The sequence below is a fragment of the Paenibacillus sp. FSL R7-0198 genome, from assembly GCF_038000415.1.
In the GTDB taxonomy this organism is placed as follows: Bacteria; Bacillota; Bacilli; order Paenibacillales; family Paenibacillaceae; genus Paenibacillus.
In genome coordinates, this window is the sequence record NZ_JBBOCB010000001.1 from 1,932,128 (window position 1) to 1,949,049 (window position 16,922).

At 45.1% G+C, this 16,922-nt stretch carries 18 protein-coding genes; 1 reads left to right on the forward strand and 17 read right to left on the reverse strand.

What is annotated here, in order from left to right; translation table 11 throughout:
* Positions 1-9: 9 nt before the first annotated feature.
* The 8 genes from MKY87_RS08230 to MKY87_RS08265 form a co-directional block, all read right to left on the reverse strand.
* Entirely contained in the window at positions 10-1,332 is a 1,323-nt protein-coding gene (locus tag MKY87_RS08230; protein ID WP_340963844.1) for an LLM class flavin-dependent oxidoreductase, read from the reverse strand.
* Between the two features lie 70 nt (positions 1,333-1,402).
* Positions 1,403-2,635, reverse strand: a complete 1,233-nt coding sequence (locus MKY87_RS08235) for an MFS transporter (protein ID WP_340963847.1) — start codon at positions 2,633-2,635, stop codon at positions 1,403-1,405.
* Positions 2,636-2,841: 206 nt separating this feature from the next.
* Positions 2,842-3,285, reverse strand: a complete 444-nt coding sequence (locus MKY87_RS08240; protein ID WP_339789645.1) for a GNAT family N-acetyltransferase — start codon at positions 3,283-3,285, stop codon at positions 2,842-2,844.
* A 247-nt stretch (positions 3,286-3,532) separates the two neighbouring features.
* Complete coding sequence (locus MKY87_RS08245; RefSeq protein ID WP_339789643.1) at positions 3,533-4,432, reverse strand: ROK family protein; 900 nt, start codon at positions 4,430-4,432, stop codon at positions 3,533-3,535.
* A gap of 28 nt (positions 4,433-4,460) precedes the next feature.
* Complete coding sequence (locus MKY87_RS08250) at positions 4,461-5,933, reverse strand: glycoside hydrolase family 32 protein (RefSeq protein ID WP_340963849.1); 1,473 nt, start codon at positions 5,931-5,933, stop codon at positions 4,461-4,463.
* A gap of 25 nt (positions 5,934-5,958) precedes the next feature.
* Complete coding sequence (locus MKY87_RS08255) at positions 5,959-7,566, reverse strand: ABC transporter substrate-binding protein (protein WP_017686933.1); 1,608 nt, start codon at positions 7,564-7,566, stop codon at positions 5,959-5,961.
* A 55-nt stretch (positions 7,567-7,621) separates the two neighbouring features.
* Complete coding sequence (locus MKY87_RS08260; protein ID WP_091027870.1) at positions 7,622-8,503, reverse strand: carbohydrate ABC transporter permease; 882 nt, start codon at positions 8,501-8,503, stop codon at positions 7,622-7,624.
* A 16-nt stretch (positions 8,504-8,519) separates the two neighbouring features.
* Complete coding sequence (locus MKY87_RS08265) at positions 8,520-9,380, reverse strand: ABC transporter permease (RefSeq protein WP_340967397.1); 861 nt, start codon at positions 9,378-9,380, stop codon at positions 8,520-8,522.
* 540 nt (positions 9,381-9,920) lie between these two features.
* Here MKY87_RS08265 and MKY87_RS08270 point away from each other — a divergent pair.
* Positions 9,921-10,997 (forward strand): LacI family DNA-binding transcriptional regulator, encoded by a 1,077-nt coding sequence (locus MKY87_RS08270; protein WP_340963855.1) that lies wholly within the window; start codon positions 9,921-9,923, stop codon positions 10,995-10,997.
* Between the two features lie 117 nt (positions 10,998-11,114).
* On the opposite strand, the gene MKY87_RS08275 is transcribed toward MKY87_RS08270, so the two are convergent.
* The 9 genes from MKY87_RS08275 to MKY87_RS08315 all read right to left on the reverse strand — a co-directional run bounded on the left by MKY87_RS08275 (position 11,115) and on the right by MKY87_RS08315 (position 16,894).
* On the reverse strand, positions 11,115-11,933 hold the full coding sequence (locus tag MKY87_RS08275; RefSeq protein WP_036617166.1) for a purine-nucleoside phosphorylase: 819 nt from the start codon (positions 11,931-11,933) through the stop codon (positions 11,115-11,117).
* Between the two features lie 165 nt (positions 11,934-12,098).
* Positions 12,099-12,269, reverse strand: a complete 171-nt coding sequence (locus tag MKY87_RS08280; RefSeq protein ID WP_165980249.1) for a hypothetical protein — start codon at positions 12,267-12,269, stop codon at positions 12,099-12,101.
* Positions 12,270-12,467: 198 nt separating this feature from the next.
* The gene (locus MKY87_RS08285) at positions 12,468-13,469 is read right to left on the reverse strand and encodes an endo-1,4-beta-xylanase (protein WP_339789634.1); all 1,002 of its coding nucleotides are present in this window, start codon (positions 13,467-13,469) and stop codon (positions 12,468-12,470) included.
* A gap of 241 nt (positions 13,470-13,710) precedes the next feature.
* Positions 13,711-14,058: a hypothetical protein gene (locus tag MKY87_RS08290; RefSeq protein WP_081746078.1), complete on the reverse strand. Its 348-nt coding sequence runs from the start codon at positions 14,056-14,058 to the stop codon at positions 13,711-13,713.
* A 135-nt stretch (positions 14,059-14,193) separates the two neighbouring features.
* The gene (locus tag MKY87_RS08295; RefSeq protein ID WP_339789631.1) at positions 14,194-15,066 is read right to left on the reverse strand and encodes an aminoglycoside phosphotransferase family protein; all 873 of its coding nucleotides are present in this window, start codon (positions 15,064-15,066) and stop codon (positions 14,194-14,196) included.
* A gap of 37 nt (positions 15,067-15,103) precedes the next feature.
* Positions 15,104-15,583, reverse strand: coding sequence for a DinB family protein (locus MKY87_RS08300; protein WP_339789628.1), 480 nt, complete (start codon positions 15,581-15,583; stop codon positions 15,104-15,106).
* A 29-nt stretch (positions 15,584-15,612) separates the two neighbouring features.
* Positions 15,613-16,149 (reverse strand): GNAT family N-acetyltransferase, encoded by a 537-nt coding sequence (locus MKY87_RS08305; protein ID WP_339789625.1) that lies wholly within the window; start codon positions 16,147-16,149, stop codon positions 15,613-15,615.
* A gap of 16 nt (positions 16,150-16,165) precedes the next feature.
* Complete coding sequence (locus MKY87_RS08310) at positions 16,166-16,447, reverse strand: hypothetical protein (protein ID WP_340963858.1); 282 nt, start codon at positions 16,445-16,447, stop codon at positions 16,166-16,168.
* 12 nt (positions 16,448-16,459) lie between these two features.
* Positions 16,460-16,894: a hypothetical protein gene (locus MKY87_RS08315; protein WP_340963860.1), complete on the reverse strand. Its 435-nt coding sequence runs from the start codon at positions 16,892-16,894 to the stop codon at positions 16,460-16,462.
* Between the last annotated feature and the right edge of the window lie 28 nt (positions 16,895-16,922).

Here is a 16,922-nt window from a genome sequence, read left to right on the forward strand (position 1 = left end):
CTAACTTCTCTATCTCACGCTCTCTAACGTATACCGGTTACGAGGAATCTCAAGACCCAGATTCTCCCTTAGCGTCTCATGTTCATACTCCGTGCGGAACAGCCCTCGTTCTTGCAGAACCGGGACAACTAGCTCCACGAAATCTTCCAATCCATTGGGCACCACGGTACGAACATTGAATCCGTCTGCCGCTTCGCCTTCAAACCATTCCTGAATCTGATCTGCGATCTGATCCGGTGTACCAATGAACGATGTACGTGGAGTGGATGCCAGCAACGCGACTTGGCGCAGGGTCAGCCCCTGTTCTCGCGCCTGTCGCTTGATCTTATCTGTTGTACTGCGGAAGCTGTTGCTGCCAATCTCCCCAATCTCGGGAAAGGGTTCGTCCAGCGCGTACTGGGAGAAGTCGTAATGATCGAAGTAACGTCCCAGATAATTCAACGCCTGATCAATACTCACCAGTTCGGCAATTTCCTGATACTTCTGCTCCGCTTCTTCCGCTGTTCTACCTACAATGGGACCGATGCCCGGGAAGATCAGGATATCTTCTGCCTTGCGTCCATAAGCCACCGCTCTTGCCTTCACATCCCGGTAGAACTCCCTTGCTTCCTCGAGCGTCTCATGTCCTGTGTAGACGGCATCTGCCGATCGGGCGGCCAGATCTTTACCAGATTCAGATGAGCCCGCCTGAAAAATCACCGGGTGACCCTGCTTCGAACGTCCTACATTAAGCGGACCCTGTACCGAGAAGTGTGCTCCTTTGTGATTCAGCGTATGTAACTTGGCAGGATCGAAAAATACGCCCTGTTCCTTGTCTCCGATAAAGGCATCGTCCTCCCAGGAATCCCAAAGTCCTTTGACCACATTCAGATGTTCTTCCGCAATCTCGTAGCGCAGCGCATGGTTCGGATGTTCTCCTTTGCCAAAATTAAGTGCCGATCCTTCCAGAGGTGAAGTGACCACATTCCATCCGGCTCTCCCACCGCTTAATTGATCCAACGAGGCAAATTGCCGCGCAACCGTGAAGGGTTCACTATAGGAAGTAGACAATGTAGCAACCAGCCCGATGTGGGATGTTGCCCCGGCGAGTGCGGACAGAAGCGTCAATGGTTCGAAGCGATTGAGAAAATGAGGATTGGACTTCTCGTTGATGAAGAGGCCATCTGCAATGAAGAGCAGATCGAACTTGCCTTTTTCCGCGATACGCACCTGCTTCTTGTAGAACTCCAGACTAACACTCGCGTTAATCGGAATATCCGGGTGACGCCAAAAGGAAATGCTGTTCCCCACTCCGTTCAGATTGGCTCCCAACTTCAATTGTCGTTGCGACATATATATTCCTCCTATGTTGTAGTGATGACCATTCAGTTCGAGTATCCTTTTATCTCTGAGAATCGTTTCGTCATTTCTTTATGCTGTTTCCGCCAGCTTCTGCTGCTGCCATGCCTAATCCCCGTTTATCCGCCTGTTTCACATCACTAACTCTGACTGCCCAAGCCGCTCCAAGCAATACAATCCCTATAAATAGAAAAATAAATGGAATGCCGATCCATCCACCGAGCAAACCACCGATTAACGGTCCAAGTACAATACCGAACTGACTCGCCGTCTGACTTAGACTGACAGCTCTCCCACGAAAATCGTGATCAGCATATTTGATGATCAGCGCATTAAGCGCCGGATAGACCGCGGCAAAGAACAAACCATAAACAAATCGCAGGCTGCCAAAATAAATCAGATTAGTTGCTGTCATTTGCAGCAGACTTCCAATTCCACCGCCAATCAGACCGATAAACAGGGTTTTCTCGTATCCGATCCTTCCACCAATCTTCCCCCATCGCGGCCCCATAATGACGGTTGCCACACCAATCGCCGAGAAGACAATTCCTGCACTGAGTGTTGCACTGCCAATATCTCCGCCAATCTGGACCACATAGAGCGTCAGCACCGGTTCGATGATGAGCACGGAGGTCGAGACTAAGAGAATCAAACCGTAGATTCGCATCAAACCCGGCGTGGAAGCCGCTCTTTTCAAATCCCCTATGATCTTCGTTGGAACGATCGTACGAGTTTGTCGTGACTCCTTAACACCGAGGACCATCAGAGCCGCGAGCAATGTAATTACAGCGGATGCAATGAAACACCCCCGCAGTCCGATCCAGTGACTCAATACACCACCGGCAAGAGGACCAAGAATTCCGCCCGCAGCGCTGGCCGTAGAGATCACGCCAAGTGCATAACCCACCTGTTTCTCCGGAGTATTGGTGCCGATCAGTGTAATCGAGGCGGGATGAAAACCAGCCATGAGTCCCTGAAAGACCCTCACCGCGATAAACGTATACGGATCATACACAAAGAAGTTAGCCAGATGTGCAATGCCTAGCCCAACTCCTGAACGGACGAGCATCAGTTTACTGCCATATTTATCAGCCAGTGATCCCCAGAAGGGTGCGCATAATCCACTGATCAGAAAGCTGATCGAAATGGAGATACCCGACCAAGCTTCCAGGCCGCTCTGGATACCGAGATCATTTTGCAGGAAGATAGGAAAGAACGGAACGGATAATGAATACGCCATATGATTAAAAAACAGGCCGAACCACAGAATATACAGATTTCGCTTCCATTGTGGCATCTTGGCATTCTCCATACTATATAATTCCTATATAAAAAGTAGGTTATTATCCATATTAGGGTAACGTCATCGGAAAGTATAATAGAAAAGTTCAATAGACCCATTCAAGAATTAAATGAATGGGTCTGTTACGTAACCGTTACACTGACCACTACGCAGTCAGAACGTAAATATGAAGTTAACTTTCAATACGTATGGTAATCATACTATTCCGGCAATTGAACCGACATAAACACATCGACCTCATCTTCACTGTCCAATATAAATCCAAATCGTTCATACAATCGCCGAGCAGGACTTCCCTGCAAAACATTTAAAATAACCCGTTTCCCCTGAACTTCATCCTGTTCCAGCAGCATGTTCAATACCTGAGTTCCTATTCTCTGGCCCTGATAATCGGGATGTATGTAGAAATGTTCCAATAGATATTCCTCAGCCTTGGGCTTCAAGGCTACACAACCTACCATTGAACCCTCCACTTCAATAATCCGCGTATGAACAGGGTCGAATGTATTGCGGAAACGTTCACGCACTTTCACATCATCGTACCTTCCCAGCCTGGTTAGATCATCGTAGAGTACCAACGCTCGCAAATCAGCGAGTTTCTCTTGGTCTGCCTGTACAGCTTGACGCATTGTTATATGGTTCATTGGTTGGATTCCTTTCCATTCGAGACACGCTAAATTTTGAATGTCTTATCGCACTATAGGGATAGACACTAAAAATCATACCTTTGGCAGCTCACATGAGCAACATCGGATTTTAGAACGCAATATTTTTTTCAAACTATTTATCTCCGCAAAAAATAAAAAAGCCCAAAAAGGACGGTGCAGTCTTGCTTATACAAATAAGCGAATCCGCAACCGTCCCTTCTGGGATGAAGATTATTTAAGAAAACTACGAAGCATGTGACGCTTGTGCTGCATGCTGCAATGCTTCCAGACCCAATGCGAGCGCACCACACAGACCTGCATGCTGGCCCAATCCGGGCTGGACAATATATTGGTCGATATGTTGCGTGATTGGTGCAGCATTTACATAACCATTCAGATTCCGCACTACCTGCTCCCGGATCATAGAAAACAGATGATCTTGCTGCATCACACCACCGCCCAAGATGATTTTCTGCGGCGAATGAAGCAGGATGGCCGTTGTAATCGACTCCGCAATGTAAAAGGATTCGATCTCCCACGCCGGATGATCTGCCGGCAGTTCACTGCCAGGAATCTGCCAGCGAGCTTCAATGGCTGGTCCTGCTGCCATCCCCTCCAGGCAATCGCCATGATACGGGCATAATCCGGCAAAGTGATCGTCTGGATGGCGTCTTGTGCGAATATGTCCACCCTCGGGATGTAACAATCCGTGTACTCGTTTGCCCCCTGCCACAAGTCCGACACCAACTCCTGTGCCAATCGTGTAATATACACAGTTATCCAGCCCTTGCGCCGCTCCCCACGTCACTTCACCGAGCGCGGCAGCATTCACATCCGTATCCCATCCAAAAGGAACCGGAAATTCATGCTTCAAGGTTCCAATCACATTACAGTTTCCCCACCCAGGCTTAGGTGTGGTCGTAATATAACCATAGGTGGGACTATCCGGTTGCAGATCAATCGGACCAAAGGAGCCGATACCCATTGCTTCCACATTTTTATCCCTGAAATAGTCGATCACCTTGGCAAGAGTGGTCTCCGGATGTTCTGTTGGAAAGCTGATCCGATCTTCAATCTGTCCATGCTCATTACCTACACCACATACAAACTTCGTTCCGCCCGCTTCTATGGCTCCAATACGCATCGTTCTGGGCTCCTTTCCTTCATTACAATTAACCTTTAGCCTTGGTTGGTGATATCTCATAGATATGAAGTGAGGAGAAGACCAGATCAGTATTTTCAGCATGAGCAGAGATGCCCTTGGAATCCACATCCGGATAGATCAGATCCGTAATAACCGCCTGACCATCATTTGCAAATACCTCCACAGATGAATGATCTACATAGATACGCAGACTTTGATTCCCATTTACATCTTTTAACTCAGCTGCATGGCGGCTCAGGAAATGTTCATGAAAATCGCCGATACCCGATCCACTACGATCGATATATACTTCCCCTCGGTTGGCATCTACGCCAACGAGCGTTTCGTTGTCGGCTCCACTTCTTAAGGCAAAATGGAACGACTGATCTGGAGTCCACTCTGCATGGATCTCATAGTTCACTAGTTGCAGAGCGTTCAACTGCTCACTCACTTGCTGAATCGAAGCATCCTGTAGGGACAATAATGGCGTACGGGCTTGCTTAAGTTCACGTGCAGGACGTTGAATCAATATTACTTCTCCGACTCTTGTCTCGAGTGACAGCTCCCGTGCAATGGTCATTGCTCCACGATAATCATTGGTCGGCGTCTGGTTGGCATACATCCAGTTGCTCATCCACCCCATAAACAGGCGTCTGCCGTCTTCAGCCGGAATGTCTGACCAACTAACTCCCGCGTAGTTATCCCGGCCATGATCAATCCAGCGAATCGTATGGGATGCCTCATCTGGAACAAATGTTCTTCCATCAAAATCTCCGGTAAAATATTGTGTTCTGGATCCTTCTTTAAAAGCAGGATCTGCACCGATGCTAACGAGCATCACCCATTTCACCTGCTCTGAATCTCCATCCACTGCAAGCGGGAACAGGTCCGGGCATTCCCACACGCCATCGTGTGAACCGATCCCTTCGCCAAATTCACTTCCTAGCGTCCAATCCTTCAGATTGGGAGATCGGTACAGACATACCGTTTGACCACAAGCGATAATCATAATCCATTCCTTGGTCTGCTCATGCCAGAACACTTTGGGATCACGGAAATCAACAAAGGACTCATGCTTTAATACCGGATTACCCTCGTATTTAGTCCAGGTTCTGCCGTTGTCTTTGCTATACGCCAGACTCTGACGCTGAACAGGATGATCATTTGGTACTTCCAGATGATGTGTAAAAATGGCTACCAACCCCGGCTCATCTTCGAAAAATCCGGAAGTATTGTTCCAGTCCACCACCGCACTGCCGGAGAAGATCATGCCATGTTCATCCGGTGCCAGAGCTACAGGAAGTTCCTCCCAAGTGACGAGATCTCGGGTTACCGCGTGACCCCAATGCATCGGCCCCCATGTAGTACCAAATGGATGATACTGGTAGAACAAGTGATACTCCCCATTGAAAAACACCATGCCGTTTGGGTCGTTCATCCACTTCTCTTTCGGTGAAAAGTGGTATTCATTTCTGTAATCTTGTTTAAGAATTGTCGACATTATGGTTTCTCCTCCGTACTTTTCTTTATTTGTTATTACGGTCATATCCTGCTTGTTTAATCTGTAGCCATTCTTGCAATCCAAGGCGATCCAGCTCTTTCAAGTAAGCATCCCATTCCTGATCTATTTTCCCGTTCTGATACCATTCTGTACGCAAACGTAACACGTAGGCGAAGAGATCAGTCTCAATCGTGGACAATCGATCCAGTTCATCAATGGAGAAGAACACACTTGGATATACGTTCTCCGCTTTCATATGCGGAACCATAACCTTGTCGAGAAGTTCCATCCGCCAAGCCGCATCTTCCGGTTTGGTTGTGTATTTGTCATAATAACTGTCGAGAATGGCCAATGGTCCTGCGATACTGGTTTTTTGTCTAAGTTCCACAGGTGCAGATCCTTCCAGTGGAAGATGCTTCAGCATCCCTTTGGCTTCATCAAATTCAAAAATGTTTTGCTGACTCTCATCTCCATAGGTACCCCAGTTGTTCTGTACGGATTGGAGCGGATCGTACAATTGGTCTACCCACTTCGCTGTGGATTCCAGGTTTTTATTGCTGCTGGTGATGACCATGCGACCACGATCAAGCCCAATACCGTTTGTTCTTGTGACATTAACTTCGCCGTTAGGTCCAGCAACCGGAGGCAGAACATCATACGTATCATTCATGCCTGTAATGTTAGCCTTATCCCAAGTGAAGTACATGCCGTACTTGTTGTCCTTGCCTTTCGCAAGATACGTGTTCCAATCCTGCTGATACGACTCAACATCGACGAGACCTTCCTGAACCAGCTCATGAATGTATTTAACCGCTTCCTTGTAGCCTTCATCAGCTGCCGTGAAGACCACTTTCCCATCATTGGTTACCACGGTATGATCCCAGTTCTCTCCGAGTCCAAATGCCGCAAAGAGGAATGTTAGATCTTCTCCGCCCGGTTTGTTAATGAAAGATAACGGAATTTCGTCTGCCTTACCGTTGCCGTTAGGATCTTGGGTTTTGAACGCGATCAATACTTCTTTCAGTTCTTCGGTTGTCGTTGGCATCTTCAGTCCAAGCTTGTTCAGCCATTCCACATTAATCCAGGGCAAGTTATCCACTGCCTGAATCCGTTGTTTGCCACTTCCGAGTTCTTCAATCCATGGGAATGAATAGATATGTCCGTCTGGAGCCGTGATCATGCTCTTGTATTCGGGAGCTTCCTCCAGCACCTTTTTCAGATTGGGCATGTGTTGTTCAATCATGTCCTCAAGTGGAATGATCGCCCCGTCCTTCGCCAGTTTCAGGAGATCATAATCCCCGTAACCTGCATCAAAAATAGCATCCGGCAAATCACCGCTGGCGACCGCCAGATTTCTTTTTTCTGCAAACACATCACTCGTATAGTTCTTCCAGTTGATATGCACATTGGTTTTCTCTTCGAGTCGCTTGTTAATCAGCTTGTCGTTCGGATCAGCGGGAGCCAGCGGAGAGCTCTGTGTTATAAAATTCAATGTCACCTTGCCATCAGGGGATTGCGCCTCACTTGCCGCGCCGCCTCCACCCCCGCCACAGGCGGTTAGAAAGAGCATTGCAGATAACATGGAAATGGATGCCGTTGTAACGGCTTTTCTGGATTTGTTCACTTTTTTCATAATAATGACCTCCATGAGTTGGATTGGATCAACTTACTGTATCGCAGGCTGTTCACTATTTGAGGGAACCGACCATGACACCTTTTTCGAAATACTTCTGGAAGAACGGGTACATGATGATGAGTGGCAGACTCGAAATGACAATCGCTGAGTATTTAATCATCTCGGAGAGCCGTTTCAGTTCTGCCATCGCAAGCTGATCACTGATCATGCCAGGTGCTGCCTGATTCTGAATCAAAATGGAACGCAGAACGAGCTGTAACGGATGCAGTTTCGGATTATCCAGATAGATCATTGCATCAAAATAGGAATTCCATTGCCCTACGAACGCATAGAGTGCGAGTACAAAAATGATCGGTTTCGACAACGGAATGACGATCTGGAAGAAAATCTTCATCTCAGAGGCGCCATCCACGTTTGCAGCTTCTTTCAGTTCTCGAGGGACTCCTTTGAAAAAGGTTCTGGAGAGAATGATGTTCCAGACGTTAACGGCTCCAGGGATGATGATCGCCCACACCGTATCAAGCATGCCGAGATTACGTATGAGTAGATACGTAGGGATTAATCCCCCGCCGAAGAACATGGTAATGATAAAGATAATCATGAAAAATCCACGTCCCGCGAGCCTGTCATCCGACAATGCATAACCTGCAAATATGGATACGGTCACGGTGATCAGTGCAAAGGAAACCGAATACAATACCGCATTTGCAAACCCCCGGATCATGGCTGGATTGGACAAAATCATCTGATATCCGTCCAGACTCCAGTCCGATACATTAAAGGACAGTCCACGATTCAGTAGCACAGTGGGGTCCATGAATGAGGCGATAACAATATAAATCAGGGGAACAACCACAACCAGTACAGCACAGGTGAGAAAGATGGCATTGAGTGTGAGGATCAATCGATCCATTCCCGTGTGTTTAACAACCATGGATAATACTCCTTTCCTAATAGAGGCCTTCGCCTTCATTCAATTTCTTCACAATCAGATTCACCGTCACCAGCAAAATCACATTGATAACCGAGTTGAACAATCCAACTGCCGCAGAATAAGCATAATCTCCAGACTGCAGCCCCACCTTGTAGACATACGTGGCAATAATCTCGGAGGAAGGCAGGTTCATGGACGTCTGCATCAGATAGGCCTTCTCAAATCCAATGGACATAATCCCGCCAGCTGCAAGGATAAAGACGATGGCCATAATCGGACGAATCGTTGGAAGGTCAATGTGGAGAATACGCTGAAGGAGATTGGCTCCATCCAGATTAGCCGCATTGTGAAGCTCCGGATCCACATTGGCCAAAGCCGCGACGTATATGATGGAAGCCCAGCCGGCTCCGGTCCAGATATCGGACAAAATGTAGATCCAGCGGAAATATTCCGGTTCAGACATGAACATAATCGGCTGACCTGTAATCCATGTGGCTAATTGATTAATCGGCCCTGTCGGTGAGAGGAAGATGAACAGCATACCCACAACAACAACAACTGAGATGAAATTGGGTGCGTACAGAAACAATTGAATATTTTTTTTGATGCCAGCTTTGCGTACCTGATTCAGCATGAGTGCCAGTAAAATGGGCACCGGGAAACTGAATATCAATCCCAAAAAGCTGAGTTTAAGCGTATTCATTAAAATGATATCGAAATTGGGTGAAGCTATAAATTTCTCAAAATGCTTCAGTCCTACCCAATCACTACCCATGATGCCTTTGATCGGACTGAAATCCTTAAACGCAATGATGGCTCCGTACATCGGAATGTACTTGAAGATAAGAGTCAAAATTAAGGCTGGTGCAAGCAACATATATAAAAAGTAATTTTTTTTGAGCTGCTGCAACCTATGACCGCTTGTCGTCCTCACTTTCAGTACCCTTCCTCCGCCCTTTTTGCTGTCGGCTATGTTATCCAACACAATACCCCCGTTCCATTCTAGAAGTTGACAATTGTTTTCAGTAAGGGCTTTCAATATTTACAATTGCCTATTTAATAATTTACAATTTATCAGGTTTAAACGGATTTAGTCAATACGTTTTGTAAAAAAATATTTGTGCATTTGATCATTTTATCTTTGCATCAATGTAACTAAAGAGGATTAAATTTGCATATATATAGCACTGAATCGTCAATAATAGCAAAGATATTTCTATATCAATACTGTAATAGATCATCATTGTTACATAGTTAAAGAAACTTCTGGAACAATTATGAAAATAGAATTCGCCTATCTAAATGTAAATACAATTGTGCATTTGTAAAACAGAGATTGCTATTTGTCCCGTTCTATTATACATTTGACTTAGAGAAGAATATGGATGACTATTGATGATTAGAGGTGAAGCATTAGATGGCAAAGGAAAAAGTCACGATACAAGACATTGCTGATGCTTTGGGGATTTCCAGGAATACGGCTTCCAAAGCATTAAATGATAGTGGAAACATCCCGGATGAGACCCGAAATCGTGTAATTAAAAAAGCAATTGAACTCAAATATAAACAGTTTGCCTATATGGACAATGAACATGTTCTAACCAAGGCTCCAGGCAATATCGCCCTGTTAACTGAAAACCTGCCTAATACATCTCACTTTGGTTCATTGTTAATCAGTGGTTTGGAGAAAAGAATCAGTGCGGAGGGATACAATCTCTCGATTCATATCGTGCGTGAAGACGATCAAGATACACTTACACTTCCTAACAATTTTGATATAGCCAAAGTAGACGGCATCATTTGCATCGAATTATTTGATCTGGAATATACACAGCTCATTACCGATCTGGGCATCCCCACCATCTTTATCGATTGCGCTTCCAACATATGTTATCCCGAATTCCAAGCAGATTTGCTACTCATGGAGAATGAACATAGCATCTACCAGTTAACCAAAAAATTAATTGAGAGCGGCTACACAAGTATCGGATTCGTCGGGGATTACAATCACTGCAAGAGCTTTAATGAACGATGGGTTGGATATCAGCGTGCTATGCTGGAGGCGGGGTTGCAGGTCGACCTCTCCCATTGCATCGTAGATAATGATCGCCTGTGTTTCTCCAAGCCAGGATGGTTGAACCAGCGAGTGGCAGAGCTGACCTCCCTACCTTCCGCTTACGTATGCGCTAATGACTTTATAGCAGTTGATCTGATCAGGGCGTTAAAAGACAGAAATGTCGCTGTGCCACAGGATATTGTGATATGCGGATTCGATAATGCACCCCAATCTCGAATTATTGAGCCAGCATTAACAACGGTTCATATTTACAGCAATGAGATGGGCATTAAGGCTGCGGAGATGCTGTTATCCCGGATTAATAGCCCCTCACAACCTTATCAGGTCTCGCACATTGTGACCAAACCCATTATCAGGGAGTCCACGCCAGCAATCATGGCCGATCATTCTCAGATGGTTCATAGTTCTGCAAAATAAAAAAACGTATGTCTCACGAGTAACAACTCGTGAAGCATACGTTTTTTTGTGTTTTCGATTTGGTTGGATGAAAACTCTATCCTATCCATCGTGGCCTAGATAGAAATCATCTCGCGATTAGATCTCTTTCAAGATGCCTTTTACCAAACCAATAAAGGTTGTTTTCACTTGCGCAGCCACTTCAATAACTTCATCATGACTTAACGGCTGATCCAGAATACCACAGGCCATGTTGGTCAAGCAGGAAATGCCTAGTACCTTCATACCGCCATGGATGGCAACAATGGCTTCAGGTACTGTAGACATGCCCACTGCATCCGCACCCATCGTACGAATCATGCGGATCTCCGCTGGTGTCTCATATGCCGGGCCACTCCACCATGCATAGACACCTTGCTGCAGGCCAACATTTTGTTCTTCTGCAACCTTAAGGGCAATACTGCGCAGTTCGCGATTGTATACCTGTGATACGTCTGGGAAGCGCACACCCAGTTCAGCATTATTTGGTCCCATCAATGGGTTATTGCCTACCAGGTTAATATGATCTGTAATGAGCATCAGTTGACCTGGCTCAAAGCTTGTATTGATTGCTCCGCAGGCATTGGTGATAAGCAATTGCTCGACACCCAGCGCCTTCATGATGCGAACCGGGAATGTCACTTCGTCCAATGTAAAACCTTCATAATAATGTAGACGGCCTTTCATCGCTACAACCGTTTTGCCCATCAGTTCACCAATAACCAATTCATTGGCATGACCGATAGCCTCCGATTGCGCGAAATACGGAATATCTGTATACGGGATAACGGTCGCATTTTCAATCTCGTCCGCGAGCGCTCCCAGTCCCGAACCCAGAATCATGCCTACGGCAGGTTTGGTATGGATTCGGTTTAATATGTAATCTCTTGCTTCCTGAATATGTGCGGATTGATGCATAATGATATCCTCCTGATGATCTGAATTGAGTTAACTAAAACTGAGTTAATGAAGTGCTACTCATCAAGTGTAATGAACAATGGTCTTGATGTAAATGGAAGCTGTTCTATATACAATAAAAAAACGAACGTGTACTCCAGAATCGTTTAAAAACATGGACATACCCTAATCCAATGTATATTTGTTTCTACTTTTCATGTAATCGATTGTCATGATCAGCAACAACATGAATGTAGCAAACATCAGCGGTTTGGCAAAAGTACCTTCTTCAAAGATATAATAACTAAATGCAAAATTTCCGGCAAAAGTAATTAAATAGTTTCGGATGTAATCCATCTTCTCATCTCTTTTCAGGAAAGAATTTGGTTCGCCATTTCTTCAAGCCTATCACAAAATTCCATTTAATACCATATTTTTATCATCCACACCAATCAACGCCTCAATCATGCACGAGATAGACGTACTGTATAATCTATATTGACTACAGCAAAAAATCGGCCACATTGTGACCGATTCTCTCCACTTCCCTGATGTTCAGGACATAGGGTTAATGATACGCCAGAATGATTCCTTAGGCTGCAACTGCTGATCAAAAACAAAGGGCCAATTTTTGCGCCCACGAACCGGGAAATGGTCCAGCCAGGTGTAATTGTCCGCTACTCCCCAGAACGTCACAGAGGTAATGGATGATTTATACTCACGGAACAAATTAAAGATCTCCTCATATCGACGCTCCTGTAGCTCAGCCATCTCCGAAGTTGGCGCGGTGAGGTCCGTTCGACGATCCTCATGACGAAACACGGACATATCCAGCTCGGTAACATGCAACTGTACATCCAGTGAAGCATAACGCTCAATAGCCATTCGGATTTCTTCAATGGAAGGACCATGGATATTCCAGTGTCCCTGCATGCCGATTCCATGTACAGGTGCTCCCTTATCCAACAAAGAACGCACCAGATTGTATATTTTCTCCCGTTTGACCGGATCCGTCTCATTGTAGTCATTATAGAAAAGAAGGGCATTGGGATCAGCTTCATGAGCCATGCTGAATGCTTGCTGCAAGTAGTCTTCTCCCACTAGCTCTAACCACTTCGTGTCCCGCATGAACAGGTCTGTCTTGTCTTCAACAGCTTCATTAACAACATCCCACGCGTATATTTGCCCCTTATACCGACCTACTACCGTATCGATATGTTGCTTCAAACGGGATAATAACAGTTCTCTGGAAGCAGGAGCACCTGTTGTATCCTCGAAAACCCATTTCGATGTTTGATTATGCCAGACCAAAGTATGTCCGCGAACCGCAATTCCTTGGGCAACGGCAAAATCAACAATTTGATCCGCCGCCTCAAATGTATAACGATCCTCTTCCGGGTGAATTTCTTCGAATTTCATCTGATTTTCAGCCGTGATGCTATTGAAGTGTTTGGCAATAAATTCCCCTTCGGACTGCAACATTCTGGTATGTACAGCAGCACCTATTTTAAACGTATTGGCGTATGCAGCATGTAGTGATGGAATTTTTGTTGGCATTTACAATTCCTCCCTGCCAGTTTTTATCCATCATATCGTTTGTTGAATACGCTTACAATGAACAAATTATACTTCTTCCCCCTCATATTTAACTATTTATGATCCCGGGCCCTGTGCGCGCAAAACAAAAACACCTCCACGTATGTTCCAATGCTCATCGCAACAGAACATTTCTTCGAAGGTGCTTTGTGATCGTGATGTTCAGTTAAATTCAACTCATGTACAAAGAGGGTATGAAGCGTTACAGCTTGTCTACCTGTAACAAGGTCACCTGTTTCACGGTGCATGCCGGGTTAATTTGCTCCTCGGACAGAATGTTCAGCTTGATCAGGCTTTTCAGCTTATGGCTGTCTACCTTGGACAACAATCGCCAGATGTCCGGGTCTGGAAGAGAAGCATACAGCTTCTGATCATCGTATTCCTTCCGGTTCTGCAGCACTGTTTTCACGGTGTAACCACCAACCTGCGTCTCATAGACCCCTTGTTCTGCACAATACGCGACAATCTCATCTCGTAGTACAGACAACTGCTGCTCAATATCTTTTTGCTGCTGCTTCAGTTCAAAGTAGGTTTGCACTTTCTGCTCCATATCGATCACGCTCCTCTACTATCATAGGTATGCGAGGATCGCTAGTTTAGGACTGGCTGTTTATTTTAATTGAAAAATGCGGTCTTTTTATTACTTAATCGTATACTGTCGTCATTGTGTATCCCCGTATTACGATTACAGCAGATGTTCATTCAAATATGGATTATGGACAGCCATGCTGTGAACCCTTTCCATTACATCTGGCCCCATGGGTACATCCCCAACGCGTCTTAACAGAATCCAGCGCAGACAAGCTATCGCTTCAAAAACCTGCTCCTCTTCCAGCGTGTATGTATTACTTGCAGAATGTGCAAATTGAGAGCGATACATCTCACCGTAACTCTCACCATTATAGATCGTGATGAGAAACACCGACCATGCAATATCATACCTTGGATCACCGTATTGGCCGTTAGTCCAATCGATAATGGTGTAATCGCCTTCCATTTCAAGAATGTTTCCCAGATTATAATCACCATGAATCAAACAGTCCTGTCTGATCTGGACCTGCTGGATCAAGTTTGCCAGAAGATCATATATATCGTCATGTAACTCAATTTGAGGAAAAAAGTATTGAACAAAATCGTACCTGAATATGTATTCTTCATCTGCTCCAGTACCCACTTCATTCACCGGATAACGATGGACTTCCATTAATCGCCCAGCCAAATGTGTCAGTTTGGTTTGTGTTAATTGGGTAACCGGCTTTCCATCATAGCTCGTTAACAGCACTTGATTCCCTTGCTCGTTTAACCCCCAACCGTAGGATTCAGAAACACGAATCCCACTTTGATAAAGCTTGGACATTAATCGATATTGTTTGGCGATATCCGGTTTGGAATCCTTGTCCCAGACTTTCAATGCGTACCGCTGATCACCCATTTCGATTCTCATCACACTCGCTTCCAGTCCAGGTGGCAAAGGAATGATCTGATACTCCTGTTCCATCACCTCCTGGATACGCGCATCCAGTTCTATCCAATTAATCTGGCTAAGTTGAATCGTCATCGTTCTCCTCCTCCCATGTTATGACCGCCTCTCCCTGTTAGTCAGGTATAATCAGGCCTTTGCCAATCACATTGGCGGATACTGGCTGTTTGCCCAATTCTCTGGCCCATACCGACAGCTGTCCCATATGGTGAATCTCATGGGCGATCACATGTCGCATAACTTCTCCCCATGAATCTGTACTGGCCTTGCCCGCTGAGCGATGATCGATATAAGCTCTTTTTTCCATACTCGAATCCCATGCTGTAACAAATGCCTCCACATCAGGACGTAACTTGCGATCCAATTGCCTTACCGCCTCAAGATTCTGGTAGTTTGCAAAATCTTCCGCATCATCCGGTTTGCCCTGAAGCAACTGAAGCCAGCTCCACTCTACATCAATGATATGAAACAATGTTTGTAATATGTTGCCTACTCCGCCTGTACGAGGCCGAAGCAACTCTTCAAGCGGCACATCTTCACACCACACATACCATTGCTCACGCACCATCCAGTTATAACGAAAGAATGTTTCCATTAGTATATTCCCCTTTACTAGCTAGTTTTTCAGAGAGATTTGATCAATTCTGTATTGGCAAAGGTATCCTCCGAATATTCAAGATCACCATAAATTCCATTAATCTGATTGAATCCGGATTTGATCCAGAAGCGTAATGCAGGCCAATTTTTGAGTGCCACGTTAATTCGAATTTCCTTGTAACCAAGCTCGGAACAGTGCAGAGTTAGTGCCTGAATTAATTCTTTTCCATATCCCTGCTTCTGGATCTCGCTCTGGATATATAGAAATTCGAGATAGATCGAATCCTCGGAGGGATACCCATGGTACACACTTAACAAACCAATATAGCGGTCATCCTCATTCGTGCGAATGGATTGAATTCGATAATTCTCCAGCCTGCCTCCCGGCGGAAGGTGGCCTTCTTCAAAACATTCTTTCACATAATTCCGATCATGCTCTTGTCCATCCCATTGATGCAAGTACCGACTGGTCTCATATATGGACTCAAGTTCAGGAATATCGGATTCTTTCACATTCGAGACAATAAGCCGGTCTGACTTCCATTCTTCTGGAAGTTGTTTCATCGTCATCACTCCATCTTTACGTTCTAGTTAATTTCTTTTTAATATACAAGATTACATGAATCCCTGCATAAATAAACAGCACATTGAACAAATATAGAAGTACATTTAAATAGATGCCAGATATAAACCAGATTGTTCCCTCTGAATTAGCATAATGATAATCCGTAAAGAATCGGATCGGGAAACCATACTCTGTTCGGAGCGGTCCATCTTCAGTATGTAAAGTTCCAGGAATACATAGGATGGCTAATACAGCAAGCCAGGCTGATAGATTCATTATTCTTTTGTTAATCGTCAATACCTCTCCTCCTCATTCATCCTTAACGGGATCTTTACCAAAATACGTCTCTTTCAACTTTTGATCCATAAAGTCTCTTAAGTCCTTTTGATCAAGTATATATTTCGAATCTCTATTAAATCTGCTTTTTGTGGATACAATAATTTGTTTCCGATTGTATTGAATCGTAATTTCAGCGTTATGCTTTAATCTCAAAGCAATTCCTGCACTAATGCTTCCTGTGACATCATCTACTGGTATTTTGGCCGATTCCGGGGCTGCATTCAGCCAGCCGACTATACGGCTAATGTCTTCTTTACTTAACGTGACATTGTCAATCCTAGTGTGTGCTCCACCGTCGCCTGTCCTGCTGTACACGACTATGCTCATCTCTGTGCTTATCACTTGATTTCTCGAAATCGGCTTATTTGGATCAGGGTTACTCGTGATTAGAAAATACAGAAACATGATTGCCGCACCTATGAAAAACCAGAAT

Coding starts and splice junctions, on each gene's coding strand:
- MKY87_RS08270 (WP_340963855.1), top strand. CDS start 9,921: ATGGCAAAGGAAAAAGTCACGATACAAGACATTGCTGATGCTTTGGGG.
- MKY87_RS08280 (WP_165980249.1), bottom strand. CDS start 12,269: ATGGATTACATCCGAAACTATTTAATTACTTTTGCCGGAAATTTTGCA.
- MKY87_RS08300 (WP_339789628.1), bottom strand. CDS start 15,583: ATGGAAACATTCTTTCGTTATAACTGGATGGTGCGTGAGCAATGGTAT.
- MKY87_RS08285 (WP_339789634.1), bottom strand. CDS start 13,469: ATGCCAACAAAAATTCCATCACTACATGCTGCATACGCCAATACGTTT.
- MKY87_RS08255 (WP_017686933.1), bottom strand. CDS start 7,566: ATGAAAAAAGTGAACAAATCCAGAAAAGCCGTTACAACGGCATCCATT.
- MKY87_RS08305 (WP_339789625.1), bottom strand. CDS start 16,149: ATGAAACAACTTCCAGAAGAATGGAAGTCAGACCGGCTTATTGTCTCG.
- MKY87_RS08275 (WP_036617166.1), bottom strand. CDS start 11,933: ATGCATCAATCCGCACATATTCAGGAAGCAAGAGATTACATATTAAAC.
- MKY87_RS08235 (WP_340963847.1), bottom strand. CDS start 2,635: ATGCCACAATGGAAGCGAAATCTGTATATTCTGTGGTTCGGCCTGTTT.
- MKY87_RS08245 (WP_339789643.1), bottom strand. CDS start 4,432: ATGCGTATTGGAGCCATAGAAGCGGGCGGAACGAAGTTTGTATGTGGT.
- MKY87_RS08250 (WP_340963849.1), bottom strand. CDS start 5,933: ATGTCGACAATTCTTAAACAAGATTACAGAAATGAATACCACTTTTCA.
- MKY87_RS08295 (WP_339789631.1), bottom strand. CDS start 15,066: ATGACGATTCAACTTAGCCAGATTAATTGGATAGAACTGGATGCGCGT.
- MKY87_RS08260 (WP_091027870.1), bottom strand. CDS start 8,503: ATGGTTGTTAAACACACGGGAATGGATCGATTGATCCTCACACTCAAT.
- MKY87_RS08230 (WP_340963844.1), bottom strand. CDS start 1,332: ATGTCGCAACGACAATTGAAGTTGGGAGCCAATCTGAACGGAGTGGGG.
- MKY87_RS08315 (WP_340963860.1), bottom strand. CDS start 16,894: ATGTTTCTGTATTTTCTAATCACGAGTAACCCTGATCCAAATAAGCCG.
- MKY87_RS08290 (WP_081746078.1), bottom strand. CDS start 14,058: ATGGAGCAGAAAGTGCAAACCTACTTTGAACTGAAGCAGCAGCAAAAA.
- MKY87_RS08265 (WP_340967397.1), bottom strand. CDS start 9,380: ATGTTGCTTGCACCAGCCTTAATTTTGACTCTTATCTTCAAGTACATT.
- MKY87_RS08240 (WP_339789645.1), bottom strand. CDS start 3,285: ATGAACCATATAACAATGCGTCAAGCTGTACAGGCAGACCAAGAGAAA.